An 18,826-nucleotide genomic window follows, 5' to 3' on the forward strand; every position below is an offset into this window, starting at 1 on the left:
GGAACCGTAGCGAGGTGGTGCGACGGTTTCCGAGGGGTTCAGGGATAGTTCGGAAGTATGGCTGGGCGTAGTGCGGCCCGGCCGTCCACCATGGTCGTCTCTGGCGGTGAACATCATCGCCCGGAGGCCGTTGACCTCCTACTTCGTGCTGGCGTTCGGCCTGACGTGGCTGGGCTGGCTGCCATACATCCTGTCCGAGACCGGCCTCGGCGTCCTGAGCTGGCGGGTGCCCGAGGTCCTCGGCAGCACCCAGACGCTGGGGATGCTGCCGGGCGCTTATCTGGGCCCGGTCACCGCCGCGTTCGTCGTCACCCTGGTCGCTGACGGCCGGCCCGGCCTCACCCGGTGGGCACGCAGGCTGACCCATTGGCGCGTGGGCGCTTCCTGGTACTTCGGCGCGCTTTTCACCGTACCCCTCATGGGTGTGACCCTGACCCTGCTCCTGCCCGGCGCCGTCTCCGGGATGAGGTGGCCGCAGGCCGCCGCGTTGCTGGGCTATCTTCCCCTGCTCGCGTTGCAGGTCCTCACGACCGGCCTGGCCGAGGAACCCGGCTGGCGCGACTTCGCCCAGCCCAGGCTGCAGGATCGCTTCGGCCCGCTGACCGGTTCCCTGATCCTCGGCCCGCTGTGGGGCGCGTGGCACCTGCCGCTGTTCTTCAGCGACTGGGCCGGCTGGCCGGACGTGGACTGGACGATGGCGGCCGAGTTCGTGGTCAGCTCGATCCTGCTCAGCATCGTGCTGACCTGGGTCTTCAACCGCACCGGCGGCAGCGTCCTGCTCGTCATGCTGGTGCACGCCAACGTCAACACGCTGTTCTCACTGCTCTGGCCGGAGATCTTCCCGCACCTCGACCTGTTCCGGGACTCGCTGCACGCTCTGATGCTCGGTGCGGGCATCGCCGCGCTGTTCCTGATCATCACCACCCGGGGCCGCCTCGGCCTGCCGGACCGCGTCGCCGAAGACGCCCGCCGCCCGCCGAGCGATCTCGTCGTCGGCGCCTGACCAGAGATCGTCCAGCCAGGGACCGGCGAAGAGGCCGACGAGGGTGGGTACGCCGTCGGCCTCCGTCGCGTCCAGCCACTCGCTGACGCTGCCGCCGGCCGGGCCGTGCACCCGGTAGTAACCGGACCCGTGCACCGGCCAGAACCGATGTTCGAAGCGCAGCACCACCTTCTCGACCCGGCCCGCGCCGAGCCGCCCCAGCGCGTCCCGGTGCGCGGCCGGCAGCGGCGGGGTGAAGCTGATGACGCCCGCGGCCAGCACCGGGACGGGCGCCGTCACGATCACCGCGTCCACCGTCTCGCCGTGCAGGTGGACGCCGTCGGCGGTGACCTCGATGTGCCGGACCGGCCGGCCCAGGCGGATGTCCAGACCGTCGGCCAGGTGCCGGACCAGCAGCTGATATCCGCCGACGATCCACCGGTCGCCCTCGCCGACGCCGGGCTCGAAGCCGTGCCGGGCGCTGAGCCACGACAGCGGCACCCCGGAGTCCATGACGATCTCGGCGTCGGCGAGGCGGCCGATCGCGGCGGCGGTGTCCGGGTCCACGTCCCGCACCCAGTCGTCGATCACGTCCGCCACGGTCGCGCCGGCCGGTGCGGCGCCGAGCCGGGACCGCAGCTCCCGGTCCAGGCCCTCCGGGGGCTGCGGGGAGCCGAGCACGAGCGGATCGTTGAAGTCGGTGGCGACGACGCGCAACCCGATCGCGGAGGCGAGGCGGGCGAGGGCGTTGTCGTCGTACTGCTGCAGCCAGTTGGCACCGAGGTCGAACCCGAATCCGCCGACGTCGACCGAGGCGGTCCGCCCACCCGGCCGGTCACGCGCCTCCCAGACGCACGTGTCCACGCCGCGCGCGGTGAGCTCCCGGGCCGCGGCCAGTCCGGCCATGCCCGCGCCGATCACCGCGACTCGCGCGTGTCCCCGGCCGGCGGCCCAGGTGGCGGCGGCGATACCCTGCTCATAGGCGCCGTGCGTCATCCCGGCCCGCGTGGGGTGGGTACCCTCCCCGGCGATGCGCAGCCGGCCGCCGATTGGGGTGCCCAGCATGATCCGGTCGTCGGGGGTGCCGTTCCTCCCGATCAGGCTCCAGGACCCGAGCGACCACGGATCGTCACCCCAGTGGGACACAGCGAACGCGACAGGTTCCGGCATGCGATCACGCTAGGTCACGGCTGCGGAAGGCCGTCCGGTAGGCCGCCGGACTGTTTCCGACCACACGTTTGAAACGCTCCCGGAAAGCGGTCGGCGAGCCGAATCCGACCGTGCCGGCCACCTGTTCCACCGGCATGTCGGTTGATTCGAGGAGGTGCTGCGCGTTTCGGATGCGGGCGCGCAGCAGCCACTGCAGAGGCGTGTCCCCGGTCTGGTCGCGGAATCGGCGGTTGAGTGTCCGAATGCTCACTCCGGCCCGCGAAGCCAGATCACCCAGCGTGAGGTCGACCGCGTTGTTCTCCTGCATCCATCGCAACAGGGGCTCCAGGCTCGCCCCGCGCGGCGCCGCCGGCTGTGCGGGAGCGATGAACTGCGCCTGGCCACCCTCGCGCTCCAGCGGCATCACCGACAGCCGGGCCGCGTCGGCTGCCACCGCCGAACCGAAATCGCGCCTGATCAGATGCAGGCACATATCAAGTCCGGCCGCCGCACCGGCTGATGTCAGGAACTGGCCGTTGTCGACATAGAGCACATCCGGGTCGACATCCACCTGCGGAAACTGCTCGGCCAGCGCCGCCGCCGCCAGCCAGTGCGTCGTCGCGCGGAGGCCGTCCAGCAGACCGGTTTCGGCCAGGACAAAAGCGCCGGCACAGATGGACGCCAGCCGGGTGCCGCCGGCTGCGGCTTTTCGCAGCAGATCCACAACCTTCAGGGGTACGGGCAGAGCACGCTCGCCGCACCCGGGAAGAATGATCGTGCCGGCCGCCGGGAGCGTGTCCAGCCCCCACGGCGCGCGCAGCTGGAACGCGCCCGCGTCCACCGTCGGTGTGGCGCCGCAGACCCGCACCTCGTAGGGCGCACTGCCGTCCGCCAGCCGCACCCGCCCGAACACTTCGAGGGGCGTGGCCAGATCGAACGGGATCACCCGGTCCAGCGCGAGCACCGCCACGACGTGCATCCGGCCAGGATAGCCCCGGCTCCACAGTCGACGGCCGTTTCGTCTCCTCGTCGACGTCGATTCACCGTGCTGTTCCCCGCTCGCCGGAAACGGCTTCCAGGCTGACCGCCGGAGGCGGGCGCGGACCCGCCGGTGAGGAGAGACGCCCATGTGGGGAATGCGCATGACTGCCGTTCTGCTACTGGCGGCCGGAACCCTGTCCGGGCCCACCGCGGCCGCCGCGCACAACGACCGGAAGACCGATTTCGATCTGCAGGCCCACCGTGGCGGCCTCGGCCTGCGGGTGGAGAGCACGCTCGCGTCGTTCGGCAACGCGCTGCAGCTCGGCGTGTCCACCCTCGAACTCGACGTGCAGATCACCGAGGACCGGCGCGCCGTCGTCACCCACGACCGCCGGGTCAGCGGCACCAAGTGCACCGACACCGGGCCGGCCGTGGCGGGCGATCCGGAGTTCCCGTACGTAGGCAAGTACGTCAACACGCTCACCCTGGCCCAGGTCCGCACGCTCGACTGCGGCTCGAGGACGCTCGCCGACAAGCCCGGCCAGCTCGCCGTCCCGGGCGCCCGGATGCCGCTGCTCAGCGACGTGTTCGCGCTGGTGAAGCGGTACGGCGCGAACGGCGTCAAGCTGAACGTCGAGACGAAGGTGGAGGCCGGCGCACCGTCCGAGACGGCGCCACGTGAGCAGTTCGTCGCGATCACCGCCGCCGAGATCCGCAAGGCCGGTCTGCTGCGGCAGGTCACCATCCAGAGCTTCGACTGGGGCGCGCTGCGGCTGATGCGCCAGGTGGAGCCGCGGCTGCCGCTGGTGGCGCTCACCAACTACGACTTCCTGCAGGTCGGCCGGCCGGGCGCGTCGCCGTGGCTGGGCGGGATCGACATCGACGACTTCGGCGGCGACCCGATCAGGGCGATCCGCAGCTTCGGGGCGACCACGTTCTCGCCGGTGCACGGCTTCCCGCAGAACGGCACCGTCACCGATCCCGGCTACCGGCCGTACGTGACCGCCGACCTCGTCCGGCACGCGCACCGCAACGGGATCAAGGTGGTGCCCTGGACCGTCGACGACGTGCCGACGATGAGCAAGCTGATCGACGACGGGGTGGACGGGATCATCACCGACTACCCGGACCGGCTGCGCACGCTGCTCGCGCAGCGCGGGTTCAAGCTGCCGAAGGGGTACGCGTCGCCGTTCGACGTGCAGGCGCACCGCGGCGGCCGGGCCACGCTGCCGGAGAACACCCTTCCCGCGTTCGCGGCGGCCCTGGAGAACCCGGCTGTCTCGACGCTGGAGCTGGACACCGGTGTCACCGCCGACGGCCACCTGGTGGTGCTGCACGACCGGGCGGTCAGCGGCTCGCACTGCGTGGGTGCCCATGTCGGGAAGCTGGTCAAGGATCTGACGCTGGCGCAGATCAAGACCCTGGACTGCGGGTCGAGGACGCTGCCCGAGTTCCCGCGGCAGGTGGCGGTGCCGGGCGCCCGGATACCCACGCTCGCCGAGGTGCTCGCGCTTGTCCGGCAGAGCGGGCGCGACGACGTACGCCTGAACATCGAAACCAAGATCAGCCCGACCGCCGGCGACACCGTGGACTACCGGGTGTTCACCGCCAAGCTGGTACGGGAGCTGCAGCGCACCGGGTTCGTGAGCCGCTCCACCGTCCAGTCGTTCGACTGGCGGACCATCCGCTACGCCCGGGCCCTGGACCGGCGGATCGAGACGGTCGCGCTGATCTGGCAGTACGGGCCGGCCGAGTGCGCCACGCTCGCCGACGAGTGCTCGCTGCGGGCGGTCTACGGCGATCCCTCGGTGAAGAGCCCGTGGACCGGCGGCCTGGACTGGTGGCGGTTCCGCGACGCCGGCGCCCTGGTCCGCGCGGCCGGCGCCGGCACGATCTCGGCGAACTGGCAGGTCCACGACCCGGCACAGCCGACGGTGACGAGCGATGACTGGTACCTGCGGCAGAACCCGGCCTACTTCCACGGGCCGAGGGTCTCGGTGTTGCGGGACGAGTACCGCCTGAAGGTCGTGCCGTACACGGTCAACGACCCGGCGATCATGCAGCGGGTGATCGACCTCGGGGTGGACGGCGTGATTAGCGACGATCCCGACCTGCTGATCCAGGTCGCGATCCGCAACGGCCTGCGCTGACGGGCACGGCGCCGACCCGGGCGGGCTGGACCGGGCGGGGGCCCACGCCGGGCTGCCCGCCGGACGCGACCGGAACCCCTCGCCGGGTCGGGGCCGCCTCGGGTTACCCGCCCGGCGCGACCGGAACCCTCGCCCGGTTCAGCGCCGACGCCACCACCGCCGCGACGGCGAGCAGTCCCAGCACGGCGATCATCGCGGCGCGCAGGCCGAAGTGGTCGCCCAGGAAGCCCAGGGCCGGCGGCCCGACCAGGAACGCCACATACCCGACGGTGGCCACCAGCGACACCCTGGCGGTCGGGTTCTCCCCCGAGTCACCGGCGGCCGAGAGCGCCACCGGGAAGCCGAGCGCGGCACCGAGCCCCCAGAGCACCACGGCCGGACCGGCCACGATCTGGCTGTCCACGAAGACGACAAGGGCGACACCCACCGCGCCGATGATCGCGCTCGCGCCGAGGACGGTGGCCCGCCCGTAGCGGTCCAGGAACCGGCCGCCGGTGAAGCGGCCGACGGTCATCGCGGCGGCGAAGACCACGTAGACGGCCGAGCCCAGCGCCGGGTCGAAGCCGTGGCCGTCGACCATGATCAGCGGCAGCCAGTCGTTGGCCGCGCCCTCCGCGAGGGCCATCGCCAGCACCACCACGCCGATCAGCAGCAGCCGGCTGTCGCGCCAGACCGGCTCGCCGGAGGCCGCGGCGCGCTCGGAACGTGAGCGTCCCAGCCCGGCGGGCAGCCGCCCGGCCGCGATCAGGGCCACCGGTGCGCTGATCAGACCGACGGCGAGCAGGTGCCAGGTCACCGGGAACGCCACCGCGGTGAGGATCATGCCGAGCGTGGCGCCGGCGACCGTACCCAGGCTGAAGAAGCCGTGCATCGTGGGCAGGACCGGCCGCTCGATGAGCCGCTCGACGTCGGCGCCCTCGATGTTCATGGCGACCTCTCCACTGCCCATGCCGAGGCCGAACAGCAGCAGCCCGGCCGCGACCAGCGAGCTCAGCGACATCGCGGCGCCCAGGCCGACGACCGGGATGCTCAGAACTGTGGTGAGGATGCCGGCGGTCACCACCGGGCGGGTGCCGAACCGGGTGACCAGGGCGCCGGATCCGAGGATGCCGATCATCGAACCGGCCGAGAGACCGAACAGCACCAGGCCCATCTCGGCCGTGGACGCGCCCAGCAGATCGCGGATGTCGGGGGTGCGGGTCACCCAGGAGGAGATCCCGAGGCCGGGCAGGAAGAAGAGCGCGAAGAGCGCGACGCGGCGGCGCGCGGTGATCTGGTCCAATGGTTCCCTCCCTGAGTGCGTACAAACGTACACACCGGGAGTGTCACCGCCGTCGCCGAGCGATTTCGCTGAGGTAGCGCCGCTCGGACTCGTCGCGGGTCAGGGCCAGCGCCTCGGCGTACGCGACACCGGCCTCCCCGTCCCGCCCGAGCCGTTCGAGCAGGTGCGCCCGCAGCACCCAGGCCGGCTGGAAGGGTGGCGCGCTCAGCCCGTCGAGCAGTTCCAGCCCAGCCGCCGGCCCGTCCACCTCGGCGGTGACCGCGGCCAGCGCGACGGCACCGCCGAGCGACGGCGCGAGCCGCTGCAGGTGCCGGTGCAGGTCCAGCAGCGTCGCCCAGTTCGTCGTGCCGGTGCCCGATCGGGCGCAGTGCACCGCCTGGATGGCCGCCTCCAGCTGGAACCGCCCCAGCCGCCCGCGCGCGTGCGCCGCCCGCAGGTGCTCGTGCGCCCGGGCGATCAGGCGCTGGTCCCAGAGCGACGGATCCTGCTCGTGCAGCGGCACGAAGCGCCCCTCCCTGGCACCGGCTCGGGCGGCGGAGAGCTGCACCAGCGCCGCCAGCCCGCGCGCCTCGGGGTCGTCCGGCACCAGCGTGGTCAGCACCTCGGCCAGGTGCAGCGCCTCACCCGGCAGCCGGCGGTCGATGACGTGTGCGCCGTACACCGCTTCCAGTACCGCGGCCATCCGCGCCGGGAGGTCGTCGCGGCCGGGTATCCGGAACGGGATGCCGGCCGTCTTGATCCGGCGCTTCGCCCGCACCAGGCGGGTGGCCATCGCCGGGCCGGACATCGAGAACGCGTGGCCGATCTGGTCCGCGGTGAAGCCCAGCACGGTGTTGAGCATCAGCGGCGTGTGCACCGCGGGGTCGATGGCCGGGTGCGCGCAGACCAGCATCAGCTCGAGGCGGCGGTCCGGTATGGCGTCGACGTCCAGCTCGTCGACATGGACCGGGGCGTGCTCCTCGGTGTCGAGGGCGACGGTGCGCCGGAACTCCGCGGTCTTCCACCAGTCGCGCAGCCGGTTGCGGGCCACGGTCAGCAGCCAGGCGTCCGGGTTGGCCGGCACACCCTGGCCGGGCCACGTCCGAACGGCTCGTTCGAACGCGTCGGCCAGGGCGTCCTCCACCGCCGCGAGGTCGCCGGTGGTGGCGGACAACATCGCCAGCAACCGCCCGTAACTGTCCCGGGCAGCCACCCCGGCGGCCCGCCGGCCCGGGTTCAGCGAGTCCATCCGCCGTCGATGAAGGAGGTGGCGACCGGCCGGATCTCCATGACGCCCCACTGGGCGCCGGGGCACTTCCCCGCCCAGCTGATGGCCGCGTCGAGGTCCGGCACGTCCAGCAGGAAGACCCCGGCGAGGGCCTCCTTGGTCTCGGCGAACGGCCCGTCCTGCACCCGCAGCGAGCCGTCCCGGTGGGTGACCGTCGTGGTCGCCTCGCTCGGCTGCAGGATCTCCGCGCTCAGCAGCACCCCGGCCTCCCGCAGCGCCCGTCCGTAAACACCGAACGCCCGCTGTGCCTCCTCGATGATCTCCGGGCTCAGTTCGCCCTCGGCCGGCTCGCCGTAGTGCATGAGCATCGCGTACCGCATGATCGCGTCCTCTCGTCCTCCTGTGGTGTTCCTACACCCTCATGACGAACCAGCCCGGCTCCGATCGTCACCCGCCCGACATCACCGGGCGCGCCGCTGTGGTACGCACGCTGAAGGAGCCCTACGGGCGAAGGAGCGGACATGTCCGCGGACCGCCGGCGCATTCTCGCCGTGATCGCCGTGCTCTCGGTCTTCCTGGCCGCGGGCGTCTTCTGGCTGACCAGGCTGGTGATGGCGCCCACCGAGGCGCAGTTCGTGTCCGGCGCCGGGTCACCGCCGACCGTCGTGACCGCGACCCCGCTGGACGTGGAGAGCCTGGCGGCGACCGAGCCTTCCGTCCCGAGGAGCACCACGGCCACTCCCACACGGACGCCGTCCAGCCGTCGGCCGACGACCCGGCCGACCACGACCCGGCCGACCTCGACCCGGCCGACAACCACGCGGCCGAGCACCACGCGGCCGACGACGACCTCCGCGGCGCCGAAGCCCAAGCCGCGGACGGTCCAGGTGGGCGGGGTGACCCTGAACAACCGCAACCCCCGCACGATGTGCACCGAGTACGAGAACAGGGTCGGCCTGCCACTCGTGCTGAGCGACATCGACGTCACCGGCAAGCTCACGATCAGCTCGCGCAGGTGCGCCGGCGAGTCGGACGTCAACGGCTCGGCCTGCCGCGAGGGCCGGACCCTGCCGGTGGACGGGTTCTGCTTCGTCGGCGTGGTGCCAACCACGGAGGAGCCCGGCGAGTATGCCGGGACCGTCACTGTCACGGTCACCGCCCGCTGCACCGCCACCAGGCCCGCGGCGTGCCGGGACCCGGCGGTGGGCGACCCACCCCCGTCACCCGAACGACCGGTCCTGATCACCTGGGTCCAGCAGCCGGTCGACACGTCCTGCCACGCCGTCCGCGCCCCCGGCGACGACAGCGACGACTTCTGCTTCCCCGAGCCACCGTGAACCGGCTGACCAGGCGCGCACGCCCGCCTGAACCACCGGCTCCGGAGCCCGCGCCGGACTGGGGCGCGCGGATCCGCGACCTGGCCGGCATCATCGCGCCCACCACCGCGATCACCGCGCTGCTGCTCTACTTCGGCTACATCGGGACCCGCGCCCGCTTCGCCTACTTCGGCGTCTATCTCGACCTGGCCGAGCTCTCCAACCAGGACCTGATGCTCTACGGCCTCGAGGTCCTCTACGTACCCGCCGCCCTCGTCCTGGTCGCGATCCTGCTCGCCGCCGGCTGCCACGCCCTGGTCAGCTGGCTGGTCGCCGAGCCCGCCAAGCGCACCGCCGCCCTCGCCGCGGCCGGCTTCGCCCTGGTCGCCGGCGTGCTGCTGGTCGCCCGCGGCACCGTCGGCCTGCTCGTCGTCCAGGTCTCCCGCTTCGAGTTCCCCGGCACCAGCGCGCTCTGCCTGGCACTCGGCCCGGTCCTGATCGCCTACGGCACCTGGGCCGGCGGCCGTGTGCTGTCCACGCACGGCGAGACCCGGTTCCGCCGCTGGTACACCACACCCCAGGTCACCCGCATCCGCCGCGTCGTCACCGTGACGGCGGCCGGTCTGGTCTTCGTCGGCCTCTTCTGGGCGGCCAACACGTTCGCCTGGTCCTTCGGCCAGGGCCGCGCCGCGGACGACGCCACGATCCTGGCCGGCGAGGCCGAGGTGGTGCTGGACACCAAGCAGGCACTCGCCGACCTGCCGGAAGGCGTCACCTCCGCCGAACTGCCGGACACCCCCGAGGACGGCTTCCGCTACCGCTACCGCGGGTTGCGCCTGCTCGTCGCCGCGGAGGACCGCCTCTTCCTGATCCCGGCCGACTGGGCACGGGGCGGCCGCACCCTCGTCGTTCCCTACGACGACCAGGTACGCCTGCAGCTGATCCCATCGGGTTAGCCACTTCGGGCACGGCGCTCTCCTCCGTTCACAGTGGACGTCAGCGACATGGCGCGTCCGAAGTGGCTGATCGGCACCATTGACCGACCGCTCCGCGACTCACTCCAGATGTAAATTGCGTGAATCGTTCGTGACAAGGAGTGACTATGGCGGAAGAGAGCTGGCATGCCGCGAGGCTGATTCCGACGTCGGGAATCAACGGCGCCGACGAGCAGGAGAGACGCGCGACATCCGCGCTGCTCGCGGTGATGGGTGCGGTGCGGGAGTTCGGCCGGGCGCTCACCCAGCAGTACGGCGCACCGGCCGGCGCAATCCAGACCTTCATCGAGGTGCCGTTCACGCTCGGTGACGGAAAGTTCTTTCCGGACGGCCTGATCCGAGTGACCCGCGGCCAGCGGCAGTGGACGGCCCTGGTGGAGGTCAAGACGGGATCGAACGAACTGCAGCCCGAACAGCTGGAGCGCTATCTCGACATCGCCCGGGAGCAGGGCTTCGACGCGCTCATCACCATCTCGAACGAGATTCCGCCGATGGCCGGGCAGCACCCGACCCGCATCGACAAGCGAAAGCTGCGGAAGGTCGCGCTGCACCACATCCCCTGGTCCGAGGTGCTGACCGTCGCGGTGATGCAGAAGGAGTACCGAGGTGTCGCCGACCCGGAACAGGCGTGGATCCTCGGCGAGCTGATTCGCTATCTGGAGCACCCGAAGTCCGGCGCGCTGGAGTTCAGCGACATGGGGCCGTCGTGGGTGACGGTGCGAGAGGCCGTCGGCGCCGGCACGCTGCGCCCGGCGGACGCGGCGGCTCCGGAGATCGCCGCTCGCTTCGACGCGCTGGTGCGTTACGCGGGCCTGCGACTCGGGCGACGGCTGGGCACGGACGTCATTCCGGCGCTGACGCGTAGGGAACTGGCCGAACCGACGGTCCGCACGCAAGCGCTGACCACCCAACTCGCCACGACCGGCACCATGACGGCGGCTCTGCGGATCCCCGGCGCGGTGGGCACCCTGTCCGTGACCGCAGACCTGCGCGCCGCGAAGGTCACCTGTCACGTGGATGTGGAGGCACCACGAGAAGGCCGGCCGACAACCCGGGTGAACTGGCTGGTCCGCCAGTTGAAAGAGGCGCCGGAAACGGTCCGCCTGGAGTCCTATGCCGCGCACGCACGGGGCGCCGGCAGCGCCGAACTCCTCCGCGCGGTCCGGGAGAACCCCGCGAGCCTGATCGGAGATCCCGCCAAGGAACTGCGTGCCTTCCGAGTGGCGCTGACCTCGCCGGCGGGCACGAAGCGCGGACGAGGCCGGGGCGCGTTCATCGACTCGGTGCTGGACGCGATCGACGACTTCTACAGCCAGGTCATCCAGAACCTGAAGCCCTGGATGCCGGCACCTCCCAGGATGCGCTCGGTCGACGACGCCGTCGCCACCGAACAGGTCCCCGCGGCCCTGGTCTCCACCGCCCTGTCGTCCCAGGACGATCCAGCTGCCCAACCGTCTCGGATTTCCAGCTGACAGACAGAATGTTGCAAACTTGAGTCCGAGTATTGCGAGCGTGTGACGAAGGCTGTCACGATGACCGTCGATCCCTACCCCGTCCCCGAGGATCGGCTGGAGTTCTCATGGTGTTGTCACGGCGTACCCTGTTGTCTTCTGTCGCATTGAGCCCTGCTGCCGCCCTCCTGGAACCCGCCGCACCAGCCCGCGCCGCATCCCCCGTCGGCGACGTGGTCGGGAAGATCAGCGTGGGTTATCAGGGATGGTTCGCGTGCCCCGGCGACGGCGCGCCGATCGGCGGCTGGTGGCACTGGAGCCGCGACCGCTTCCAGCCGCCCTCGCCCAGCAACACCACGATCGTCTCCTGGCCCGACATGCGCGATTTCACGCGTTCCTACCCCACGGCCTATTCGAATCTCGGCGATGGACGCCCCGCCGCGCTCTTCTCGTCCTATGACCAGCAGACCGTGGACACGCATTTCAACTGGATGCAGACTTACGGCATCGACACCGCCGCGCTGCAGCGGTTCAACCCGTTCGGCGACGAGGGGCCGACGCGCGACGCGATGGCGCAGAAGGTGCGGGGTGCCGCCGAGCGGACCGGCCGCAAGGTCTACATCATGTACGACGTCACCAGCTGGACGAACATGCAGTCCGAGCTGAAGACCGACTGGACGACGAAGATGGCGGCGCACACGGCGTCGGCCGCCTACGCGAAGCAGAACGGCAAGCCCGTCGTCTGCATCTGGGGCTTCGGCTTCAACGACGACGGCCGGCCGTTCGCTCCGGCCCAGTGCCTCGACGTGGTCAACTGGTTCAAGGCGCAGGGCTGTTACGTGATCGGCGGCGTGCCCACGTACTGGCGCGAGGGCCGGAACGACAGCCGCCCCGGGTTCCTTGACGTCTACCACGCCTTCAACATGCTGTCGCCGTGGATGGTCGGCCGCACCGGGGACCTCGCCGGGCTCGACTGGTTCTACACCAACGTCAACACCGCCGATCAGGCCGACTGCAACGCGCACGGCATCGACTACCAGCCCTGTGTGCTGCCCGGTGATCTCTCCTCCGGGCATCGGCGGCACGGCGATTTCTACTGGCGCAGCCTCTACAACATGATCCGGCTCGGTGCGCAGGGCCTCTACGTGTCCATGTTCGACGAGTTCAACGAGGGCAACCAGATCGCCAAGACCGCCGAGACGGCCGCGTCCGTGCCGGCCGGCAGCGGGATCCGCGCGCTCGACGAGGACGGCACGTTCTGCTCCGCCGACTACTACCTGCGGATCACGACGGACGGCGGGAGGATGCTGAAGGGGCAGATCGCGCTCACTGCCGTTCGCCCCACGCAGCCGACCACCGGCACCGGCCCCGGGCCGAGCGATCTCGCGCGCGGCAGGGCGGCCACCGCGAGTGGCAGCGTGCAGGTGTACGTGCCACGCAACGCGGTCGACGGTGACGCCGGCAGCTACTGGGAGAGCACGAACCACGCGTTCCCGCAGTGGATCCAGGTGGACCTGGGCGCGGCCGTCACGGTGGGGCGGGCCGTGCTGAAGCTGCCACCGTCGTGGGGTGCGCGGACGCAGACACTCGCGATCTCGGGGAGCACGAACGGTTCCACGTTCACGGCGCTCTCCGGTGCGGCGGGGCGGACGTTCGACCCCGGCTCCGGCAACACGGTGACGGTCAGTTTCCCGGCGTCCGCGGTGCGATACCTGCGGGTCACCGCGACCGGGAACACGGGGTGGCCGGCCGGGCAGTTGTCGGCGCTGGAGGCGTACGCCGGCTGACCGTGCCTGTGGCACGCTACGAGAATGCCGATCAGTCGAGGCGTGCGCTGGCTGGCCGCTCCAGTGGTGGCCGGCACGATAGCCGCCGTGGGGATGGCGCTGGTCAATCCCCTGACGGACGCCGGCGCCGGACCTCGCAACATCATCTTCATCAACGGCGACGGCATGGCGGCCGCCCACCGGGAGGCCGCCCGGCTGTTCCACGCCGGTCTCGACGGGCAGCTGACGATGGACCGGCTGCCGGTCTCGGGGCAGTTCACGACGAGCCCGGACGACCCCGAGTCGGCGATCACCGACTCGGCGGCCGGTGCCAGCGCCTGGGCCACCGGCGAGCGCACCTACAACGGCGCGATCAGCGTGGACGTCGACGGCAACCCGCTGCCCACGCTGGGTGCCCAGGCCAAGAAGGCCGGCAAGGCGACCGGCCTGGTCACCACCGCGCAGGTGACCGACGCGAGCCCGGCGGCGTTCTACTCCAACGCGGTCGACCGGGCGGCGCAGGACGACATCGCCCGGCAGTACCTGGAGGTCACCGAACCGGACGTCATCCTCGGCGGCGGGGAGGACTGGTGGCTGCCGGCCGGCACCCCGGGCGCGTTCCCGGACCAGCCGGCCGAGGACCCGACCGAGGGCAGCCGGGGAACCAGGGGCGATCTGATCAGCCGTGCGCGCGCCGACGGCTACCAGTACGTGACCACGCCCGGCCAGCTGGCGGCGGCCGGGCGGGGCAAACTGCTCGGGCTCTTCGCCAACCAGGAGATGTTCCAGCAGCGCGAGGAGGGACAGGGCGACGTCTACAACCCGGTCGTGAGCCTCGCCGACATGACCCGCAAGGCGCTGCAGAACCTCTCCGCCGACCGGGACGGCTTCTTCCTGCTGATCGAGGAGGAGGGCGTGGACGAGTTCGCCCACCGCAACAACGGGCGGCGCGTCCTGCAGTCGATGGGTGAGCTGGAGAAGGCGGTCGCGGTGGCTCGCGCGTTCGCTGCCGGGAACCGCGACACGCTCGTCGTGGTGACCGGTGACCATGAGACCGGCGGGCTGGCGATCGAGGACGTACCCGGTGGGGACGGCCCGTTCCCGGTCAAGGGCACGAACCTGCGGTTCTACATCGACTGGACGACCACCGATCACACCGGCCAGGACGTGCCGGTGACCGCGTACGGCCCGCTCGCCGAGCGCTTCACGGGCAAACATCCCAACACGTACGCGTACGAGGTGCTCCGAAGCACGTTCACCTGATGTCCGATCAAATGTTCTCGTGAGCGACTGGTGGTGATCGCTACGGTCAGCCGACAGCCGGCGCCGACACGGGGATGCATCGTTGACAACTCACTTGGCCATGGGGCAGTGGCTGGGCGTCGCCGGGAGCGGGCTGATCGCCGTGGGTGGTGTCTTCGTCGGCGTCGGCCCCGGCAGCGACGGCGGGGCGGTGTTTCTGCCGACCGCCGCCGTCTACCTCGGCATGACGCTCCTGACCGCCGGCTGGTTCGCGCTGCGGTGGGCGCCGGTCGGTGAGCTGATCCGGGCCGGTGTCATGTGGGCGACCCCGTTCCTGCTGAGCGGGCCGGTGTTCAGCCGTGACGTCTACAGCTACGTCGCGCAGGGTGTCATGACGGTCGTGGGGCTCGACCCGTACCGTTTCGGTCCCTCCGCTCTCGGCGGTGAGCTGGCCGTGAACGTGCCGCCGATCTGGCAGGACACGCCGGCGCCCTACGGCCCTGCGTTCCTCGGCCTGGCCGGAAGCGTCACCACGGTGACCCAGCACGAACTCTGGCCCGGCCTGGTCGGCATGCGGGTGCTCGCGGTCGCCGGGATCGCGCTGACCGCCCTCTCCGTGCACCGGATCGCCCGCGAGTGCGGCGTCGACCCGGCCGCCGCGGTCTGGCTGGGCGTGCTGAACCCCCTCGTGCTGCTGCACCTGGTGGTGGACGCGCACAACGAGGCCGTGATGATCGGCCTGATGTCCGCCGGGCTGGCTCTCGCGCTGCGTCACCGGCCCGCGTCCGGCGCGGTGCTGATCACCCTGGCCGGGCTGGTCAAAGGCCCAGCTTTGCTGGGCCTGGCGTTTGTCGCGGTGGCCGGTGCGCGCGGGCTTTCCGGCAAAGGCACATGGGTACGCGCGACAGCCGCCACCGCCCTCACGGCAACCACCACCGCGCTCGCCGTCACGGCACTCACCGGCACCGGATTCGGCTGGATCCCCGCCCTGCGCACACCCACGCTCGCCCGCACCTGGATGTCGATCACCACCGACCTCGGCACCCTGCTCGGCCAGTTCCTCGACCCGGCCGCCGCCGACCGCGCCCGGCACGCCCTCTGGCTGGCCGGTCTCACCGCCGCCGGCCTGATCATCCTGATGCTGCTACGCCGTACCGCCGAACTGGGCCCGGTGACCGCGCTCGGCCTGGCCCTGACCGCCCTGGTCGTCCTCTCCCCGGTGGTGCACACCTGGTACCTGCTCTGGGGCTTCGTCCCCTTGGCCGCGGCCGCTCCCGCCCGGGTGCGGCGCCTCGTCGCCTACGCCACCCCGCCCCTGATCCTCGTCACCCCGCCCAACGGCGCCGAACCCGGCACCCACCTGGCCCTCGGCGCCCTCATCGGCGTAGCGGCGGGCCTTGCCGTCTTCGCGGTCCTGCGGACCGCGCAGCGCCGGGACGTGCTGGCTTTCGCTACGCCGGAACCTTCGCGCGACACCAGTCGATGACCTCGGTGGCAACGCTCTCCGGCAGGGACGATCGGCACCCGGGGCCCCTCGTCGGCGAGGCGGGCCCCGGTCGCGGCGGCCAGATAACGGGTGAGGACCCGCCCCTCCGATGAGCTCATGAAGATCGAGCCCAGGTGTTCACCACCTCAGCGGGAGCGTGTCGATGAAGGTGGTCAGTGCTCCGGACAGGGCCTGGTGGTCGTGGGCGGACGGGTGCCAGTCGCAGCCCAGCAGGTCCAGGCCCAGGGCGTTGTTGTCGTAGTAGAGCGAGGTGACTCGCTTGTCGCCCGCGGCATTGCGATCGCTGACGACCTGCTCCACCGACTCGGCCAGCGCCGTCGTGTTCCACATGTAGGGATACGTCAGCACAAAGTGTGTCCTGGGGCCGTAGCGGTCTCGCAGCTTCTCCAGGAAAGCCAGGTAGGCCGCTTGGTAATCGGCGGCCAGGGCCGCCTCGTCAGGCCAGCGTTCGCCGGGGTTCACGGGGGTGGAGAAGTCGTTGATGCCGAGGCCGATCACCACCACCTGCGGGTTCCAGTTTCTCGGCTTCTGCCAGGTTGCCGGGTCGGCGGCCTGCAGGGTGCGGTCGTAGTACGTCCGGTAGTTCACGTCGGGGCTGCTGCCGTTGTAGTTGCGTACCATGCCCATGCCGGACCAGGCGTTGAGCTGGTAATCGGCGTTGAGGCCGCGTGCCGTCAGCGCGCCGAAGGTCTGGTCGGCGTTCGAGTTGCGGTCGATGCCGCCCGTGGTGGTGCAGTCGCGGACGGTGGACGTGTTGCCGTAACCGGCCGTCCAGGAGTCGCCGATGAACTCGATCTGGCGGTGGCGTGCGGCGGGCTTGGTGAGCAGGGCGCCGCCGGTGCCGGCGACGAAGCCACCGAACTGACCGGGGGTCCAGGGGCTCTCGGTGCGCTTGGCGACGCGTACCGAGTGGGTCGTCGCGGACAGGTCGCGCACCCAGTAGGTCTGGCGGCCCGGAGTCACCAGGTTGATCGGGGAGCCGTTGTCGATCCGGATCTCGTAGTCGTTGACCGTGTCGTCGAGCACGATTCCCACGCTGGTGCCCCGGAAACGGGCCTCGAAGTAGACGCCGGGCCAGGTGTAGCGGACACCCGAGTCGCGGTCCTGCAGCCGTCCGACGGTGTGGACACCGTCCAGGGCGCGGGCGTTCGGCGCCACCGCGCGGCCGGTCACCGGGGAGATCTTGCCGGAGCACAGGTTCCTCGCGCGCAGGTCGGCGGCGATCCGCGGAACGGCGGCGACCGTGTTCGGCGGCCAGTCGTGCATCAGGATCACGTCGCCGTCGTTCAGCCGGGACACGGCCGCGACGATCTCGTCCACCGTGGCGTTGTCCCAGTCGCGGGAGTCGACGTCAGTGTTGATCTCGGTGAGGCCGAGGCTCTTCTGGACCGCTCGCAGGGCGTCGTTCGTGTCGAGGTAGGGCGGCCGGAACAGCGTGGGGGTCACGCCGGTGACCTTCCGGATCACGTCCTGCGTACGCGTAATCTGGGAGATCTGCTCGGCCTCGGGCAGCTGGGTCATGAACGGGTGGTCCCAGCTGTGGTTGGCGAGCCACATGCCCGCGCGGACCTGCGCGCGGGCCAGATCGGGGTTGGCCTCGACGTTCTGGCCGGTGTTGAACATGGTGGCCCGCAGCCCGGCGCGCTCGAGCGCGTCCAGCAGCGCCGCCGTGTTGCCGGCGGTGGGGCCGTCGTCGTACGTCAGGCCCACGTAACCCGCGCACCGAGGATGGGCGGTCGCGGACACGGGCTGGGCGATCGAAAGCGCGCCGGCGGCGAGCGCGGTGGCGGCGGTCAGTGCGGCGAGGCGGTTCATCAACTCCCCTTGAACGATTCGGGAGCGCTCCCATAACGAGGAGCGTCGATGAGCGAGCCTACGCGAAGCAACGATGGAACTCGATGCGTCCACCACCGTGGCGGGCGCCGGCACGATGACCCTGAGACGGCGAAGGCATCCGGCTGCATCCGGATGCCTTCGGGGATGCTTCCCTCGCTTGTCCGCCCGAAGGCCGCAGGAAGCTATGTGCCACTGAGTGCAGTTAAGCACGCCACTCATCCTTTCGCTACCACTCAATCTGCCATGTTGCAGATTTCGTACAAGCGAAGCAGGCAATACGCACGAGGGCCGCCAGCCCTGCGGCTGGCGGCCCTCTGACGGTGGCACTATTCCGGTGCGGCCAGTGCGAACTTCAGGAGACTGAGCAGCAGAAGTGCGCTGCCCGAGAATGCGCCGGCGGCAGCCAGGACAGCCATCGGCGGATTCATGCCACCCGCCCAGGAGAGGATCCCGGCGGCGATGGCGGATATCAGTGCGACGATGAGGACGCAGGCGAGCCAGAGGCTGCGGATTTCGGGGGGATGACGCGACATCGAGCGGCTCCTTCCGAGCGGCACTCCCCTTCCCACCTGGGAGAAGGGTTGTCATGCCGGCCCCGAGCCGGAAGACCGCGGCCGACATGACGGCGGACAAGCGATTACCGAAAGCCGTCGGCGGGGATGCAGCCCCGAGCCGACATTTAGCAGTCTGCCGCCTCGCAACGTGCTAGCTGGACTGTCACCGCGCCCTGGTGCAGCTCACGCGCCAAGGGAGATAGGTGGCAAATAAGATAAAGGCACCCGGCTGCATCCGGATGCCTTTAAATGGTGTTTTCTTCGCTTGTCCGGCTAACGCTACGGATAGCCATCACCCACCAATTGCAGTTAAGCACGCCACCCGTCCTTTCGCTACCGCTCAATCTGCCATGTTGCAGATTTCGTACAGGCGGAGTCCCCATCGCCCGCGGTGCGACTGTCGGGAGG

14 protein-coding genes and 1 pseudogene are annotated in these 18,826 nt (G+C 70.7%); 8 read left to right on the top strand and 7 right to left on the bottom strand.

The window, feature by feature from the left end:
• Positions 1-463: 463 nt before the first annotated feature.
• Positions 464-751 (top strand): annotated as a pseudogene (locus tag AB0M02_RS28850) (CPBP family intramembrane glutamic endopeptidase); the annotation flags it as partial.
• Between the two features lie 66 nt (positions 752-817).
• Here the strand turns inward: AB0M02_RS28850 and AB0M02_RS28855 are convergent.
• Both AB0M02_RS28855 and AB0M02_RS28860 read right to left on the bottom strand, forming a co-directional pair.
• Positions 818-2,152 (bottom strand): FAD-dependent oxidoreductase, encoded by a 1,335-nt coding sequence (locus tag AB0M02_RS28855; protein ID WP_364232279.1) that lies wholly within the window; start codon positions 2,150-2,152, stop codon positions 818-820.
• 4 nt (positions 2,153-2,156) lie between these two features.
• Positions 2,157-3,110 carry a helix-turn-helix domain-containing protein gene (locus AB0M02_RS28860; RefSeq protein WP_364232281.1) on the bottom strand — a complete coding sequence of 318 codons (954 nt, stop codon included), beginning with the start codon at positions 3,108-3,110 and terminating at the stop codon, positions 2,157-2,159.
• Positions 3,111-3,273: 163 nt separating this feature from the next.
• Here AB0M02_RS28860 and AB0M02_RS28865 point away from each other — a divergent pair, with 163 nt between their 5' ends.
• The gene (locus AB0M02_RS28865; RefSeq protein WP_364232283.1) at positions 3,274-5,262 is read left to right on the top strand and encodes a glycerophosphodiester phosphodiesterase family protein; all 1,989 of its coding nucleotides are present in this window, start codon (positions 3,274-3,276) and stop codon (positions 5,260-5,262) included.
• Between the two features lie 103 nt (positions 5,263-5,365).
• On the opposite strand, the gene AB0M02_RS28870 is transcribed toward AB0M02_RS28865, so the two are convergent.
• Genes AB0M02_RS28870 through AB0M02_RS28880 form a run of 3 tightly spaced genes read right to left on the bottom strand, consistent with a single transcriptional unit; the run spans position 5,366 to position 8,131 of the window.
• The gene (locus AB0M02_RS28870; RefSeq protein WP_364232284.1) at positions 5,366-6,544 is read right to left on the bottom strand and encodes an MFS transporter; all 1,179 of its coding nucleotides are present in this window, start codon (positions 6,542-6,544) and stop codon (positions 5,366-5,368) included.
• A 43-nt stretch (positions 6,545-6,587) separates the two neighbouring features.
• Positions 6,588-7,772: a DUF6596 domain-containing protein gene (locus AB0M02_RS28875; protein WP_364232286.1), complete on the bottom strand. Its 1,185-nt coding sequence runs from the start codon at positions 7,770-7,772 to the stop codon at positions 6,588-6,590.
• Positions 7,760-8,131, bottom strand: a complete 372-nt coding sequence (locus tag AB0M02_RS28880; protein ID WP_364232289.1) for a YciI family protein — start codon at positions 8,129-8,131, stop codon at positions 7,760-7,762. Before AB0M02_RS28880 ends, AB0M02_RS28875 begins: the two co-directional genes overlap by 13 nt.
• A 141-nt stretch (positions 8,132-8,272) precedes the next feature.
• On the opposite strand from AB0M02_RS28880, the gene AB0M02_RS28885 reads away from it, so the two are divergent.
• The 6 genes from AB0M02_RS28885 to mptB all read left to right on the top strand — a co-directional run bounded on the left by AB0M02_RS28885 (position 8,273) and on the right by mptB (position 16,007).
• On the top strand, positions 8,273-9,088 hold the full coding sequence (locus AB0M02_RS28885) for a hypothetical protein (RefSeq protein WP_364232291.1): 816 nt from the start codon (positions 8,273-8,275) through the stop codon (positions 9,086-9,088).
• Positions 9,085-10,023, top strand: coding sequence for a hypothetical protein (locus AB0M02_RS28890; protein WP_364232294.1), 939 nt, complete (start codon positions 9,085-9,087; stop codon positions 10,021-10,023). The genes AB0M02_RS28885 and AB0M02_RS28890 overlap by 4 nt, the downstream gene beginning before the upstream one ends.
• 146 nt (positions 10,024-10,169) lie before the next feature.
• Positions 10,170-11,534: a stress response protein gene (locus AB0M02_RS28895; RefSeq protein WP_364232296.1), complete on the top strand. Its 1,365-nt coding sequence runs from the start codon at positions 10,170-10,172 to the stop codon at positions 11,532-11,534.
• A gap of 107 nt (positions 11,535-11,641) precedes the next feature.
• Positions 11,642-13,300: a discoidin domain-containing protein gene (locus AB0M02_RS28900; RefSeq protein ID WP_364232298.1), complete on the top strand. Its 1,659-nt coding sequence runs from the start codon at positions 11,642-11,644 to the stop codon at positions 13,298-13,300.
• A 24-nt stretch (positions 13,301-13,324) separates the two neighbouring features.
• Complete coding sequence (locus tag AB0M02_RS28905; RefSeq protein WP_364232300.1) at positions 13,325-14,542, top strand: alkaline phosphatase; 1,218 nt, start codon at positions 13,325-13,327, stop codon at positions 14,540-14,542.
• 82 nt (positions 14,543-14,624) lie between these two features.
• Complete coding sequence (mptB, locus tag AB0M02_RS28910; RefSeq protein ID WP_364232302.1) at positions 14,625-16,007, top strand: polyprenol phosphomannose-dependent alpha 1,6 mannosyltransferase MptB; 1,383 nt, start codon at positions 14,625-14,627, stop codon at positions 16,005-16,007.
• A 138-nt stretch (positions 16,008-16,145) separates the two neighbouring features.
• Here mptB and AB0M02_RS28915 read toward each other — a convergent pair whose 3' ends face one another.
• Entirely contained in the window at positions 16,146-17,843 is a 1,698-nt protein-coding gene (locus AB0M02_RS28915; RefSeq protein WP_364232304.1) for a polysaccharide deacetylase family protein, read from the bottom strand.
• Positions 17,844-18,190: 347 nt separating this feature from the next.
• Positions 18,191-18,397: a hypothetical protein gene (locus AB0M02_RS28920; protein ID WP_364232307.1), complete on the bottom strand. Its 207-nt coding sequence runs from the start codon at positions 18,395-18,397 to the stop codon at positions 18,191-18,193.
• Positions 18,398-18,826 lie beyond the last annotated feature (429 nt).

The sequence above is a fragment of the Actinoplanes sp. NPDC051861 genome (assembly GCF_040681145.1).
Classification (GTDB): domain Bacteria; phylum Actinomycetota; class Actinomycetes; order Mycobacteriales; family Micromonosporaceae; genus Actinoplanes.

Coding starts and splice junctions, on each gene's coding strand:
- AB0M02_RS28880 (WP_364232289.1), bottom strand. CDS start 8,131: ATGCGGTACGCGATGCTCATGCACTACGGCGAGCCGGCCGAGGGCGAA.
- AB0M02_RS28855 (WP_364232279.1), bottom strand. CDS start 2,152: ATGCCGGAACCTGTCGCGTTCGCTGTGTCCCACTGGGGTGACGATCCG.
- AB0M02_RS28915 (WP_364232304.1), bottom strand. CDS start 17,843: ATGAACCGCCTCGCCGCACTGACCGCCGCCACCGCGCTCGCCGCCGGC.
- AB0M02_RS28865 (WP_364232283.1), top strand. CDS start 3,274: ATGACTGCCGTTCTGCTACTGGCGGCCGGAACCCTGTCCGGGCCCACC.
- AB0M02_RS28875 (WP_364232286.1), bottom strand. CDS start 7,772: ATGGACTCGCTGAACCCGGGCCGGCGGGCCGCCGGGGTGGCTGCCCGG.
- AB0M02_RS28895 (WP_364232296.1), top strand. CDS start 10,170: ATGGCGGAAGAGAGCTGGCATGCCGCGAGGCTGATTCCGACGTCGGGA.
- AB0M02_RS28900 (WP_364232298.1), top strand. CDS start 11,642: ATGGTGTTGTCACGGCGTACCCTGTTGTCTTCTGTCGCATTGAGCCCT.
- AB0M02_RS28905 (WP_364232300.1), top strand. CDS start 13,325: ATGCCGATCAGTCGAGGCGTGCGCTGGCTGGCCGCTCCAGTGGTGGCC.
- AB0M02_RS28885 (WP_364232291.1), top strand. CDS start 8,273: ATGTCCGCGGACCGCCGGCGCATTCTCGCCGTGATCGCCGTGCTCTCG.
- AB0M02_RS28920 (WP_364232307.1), bottom strand. CDS start 18,397: ATGTCGCGTCATCCCCCCGAAATCCGCAGCCTCTGGCTCGCCTGCGTC.
- AB0M02_RS28860 (WP_364232281.1), bottom strand. CDS start 3,110: ATGCACGTCGTGGCGGTGCTCGCGCTGGACCGGGTGATCCCGTTCGAT.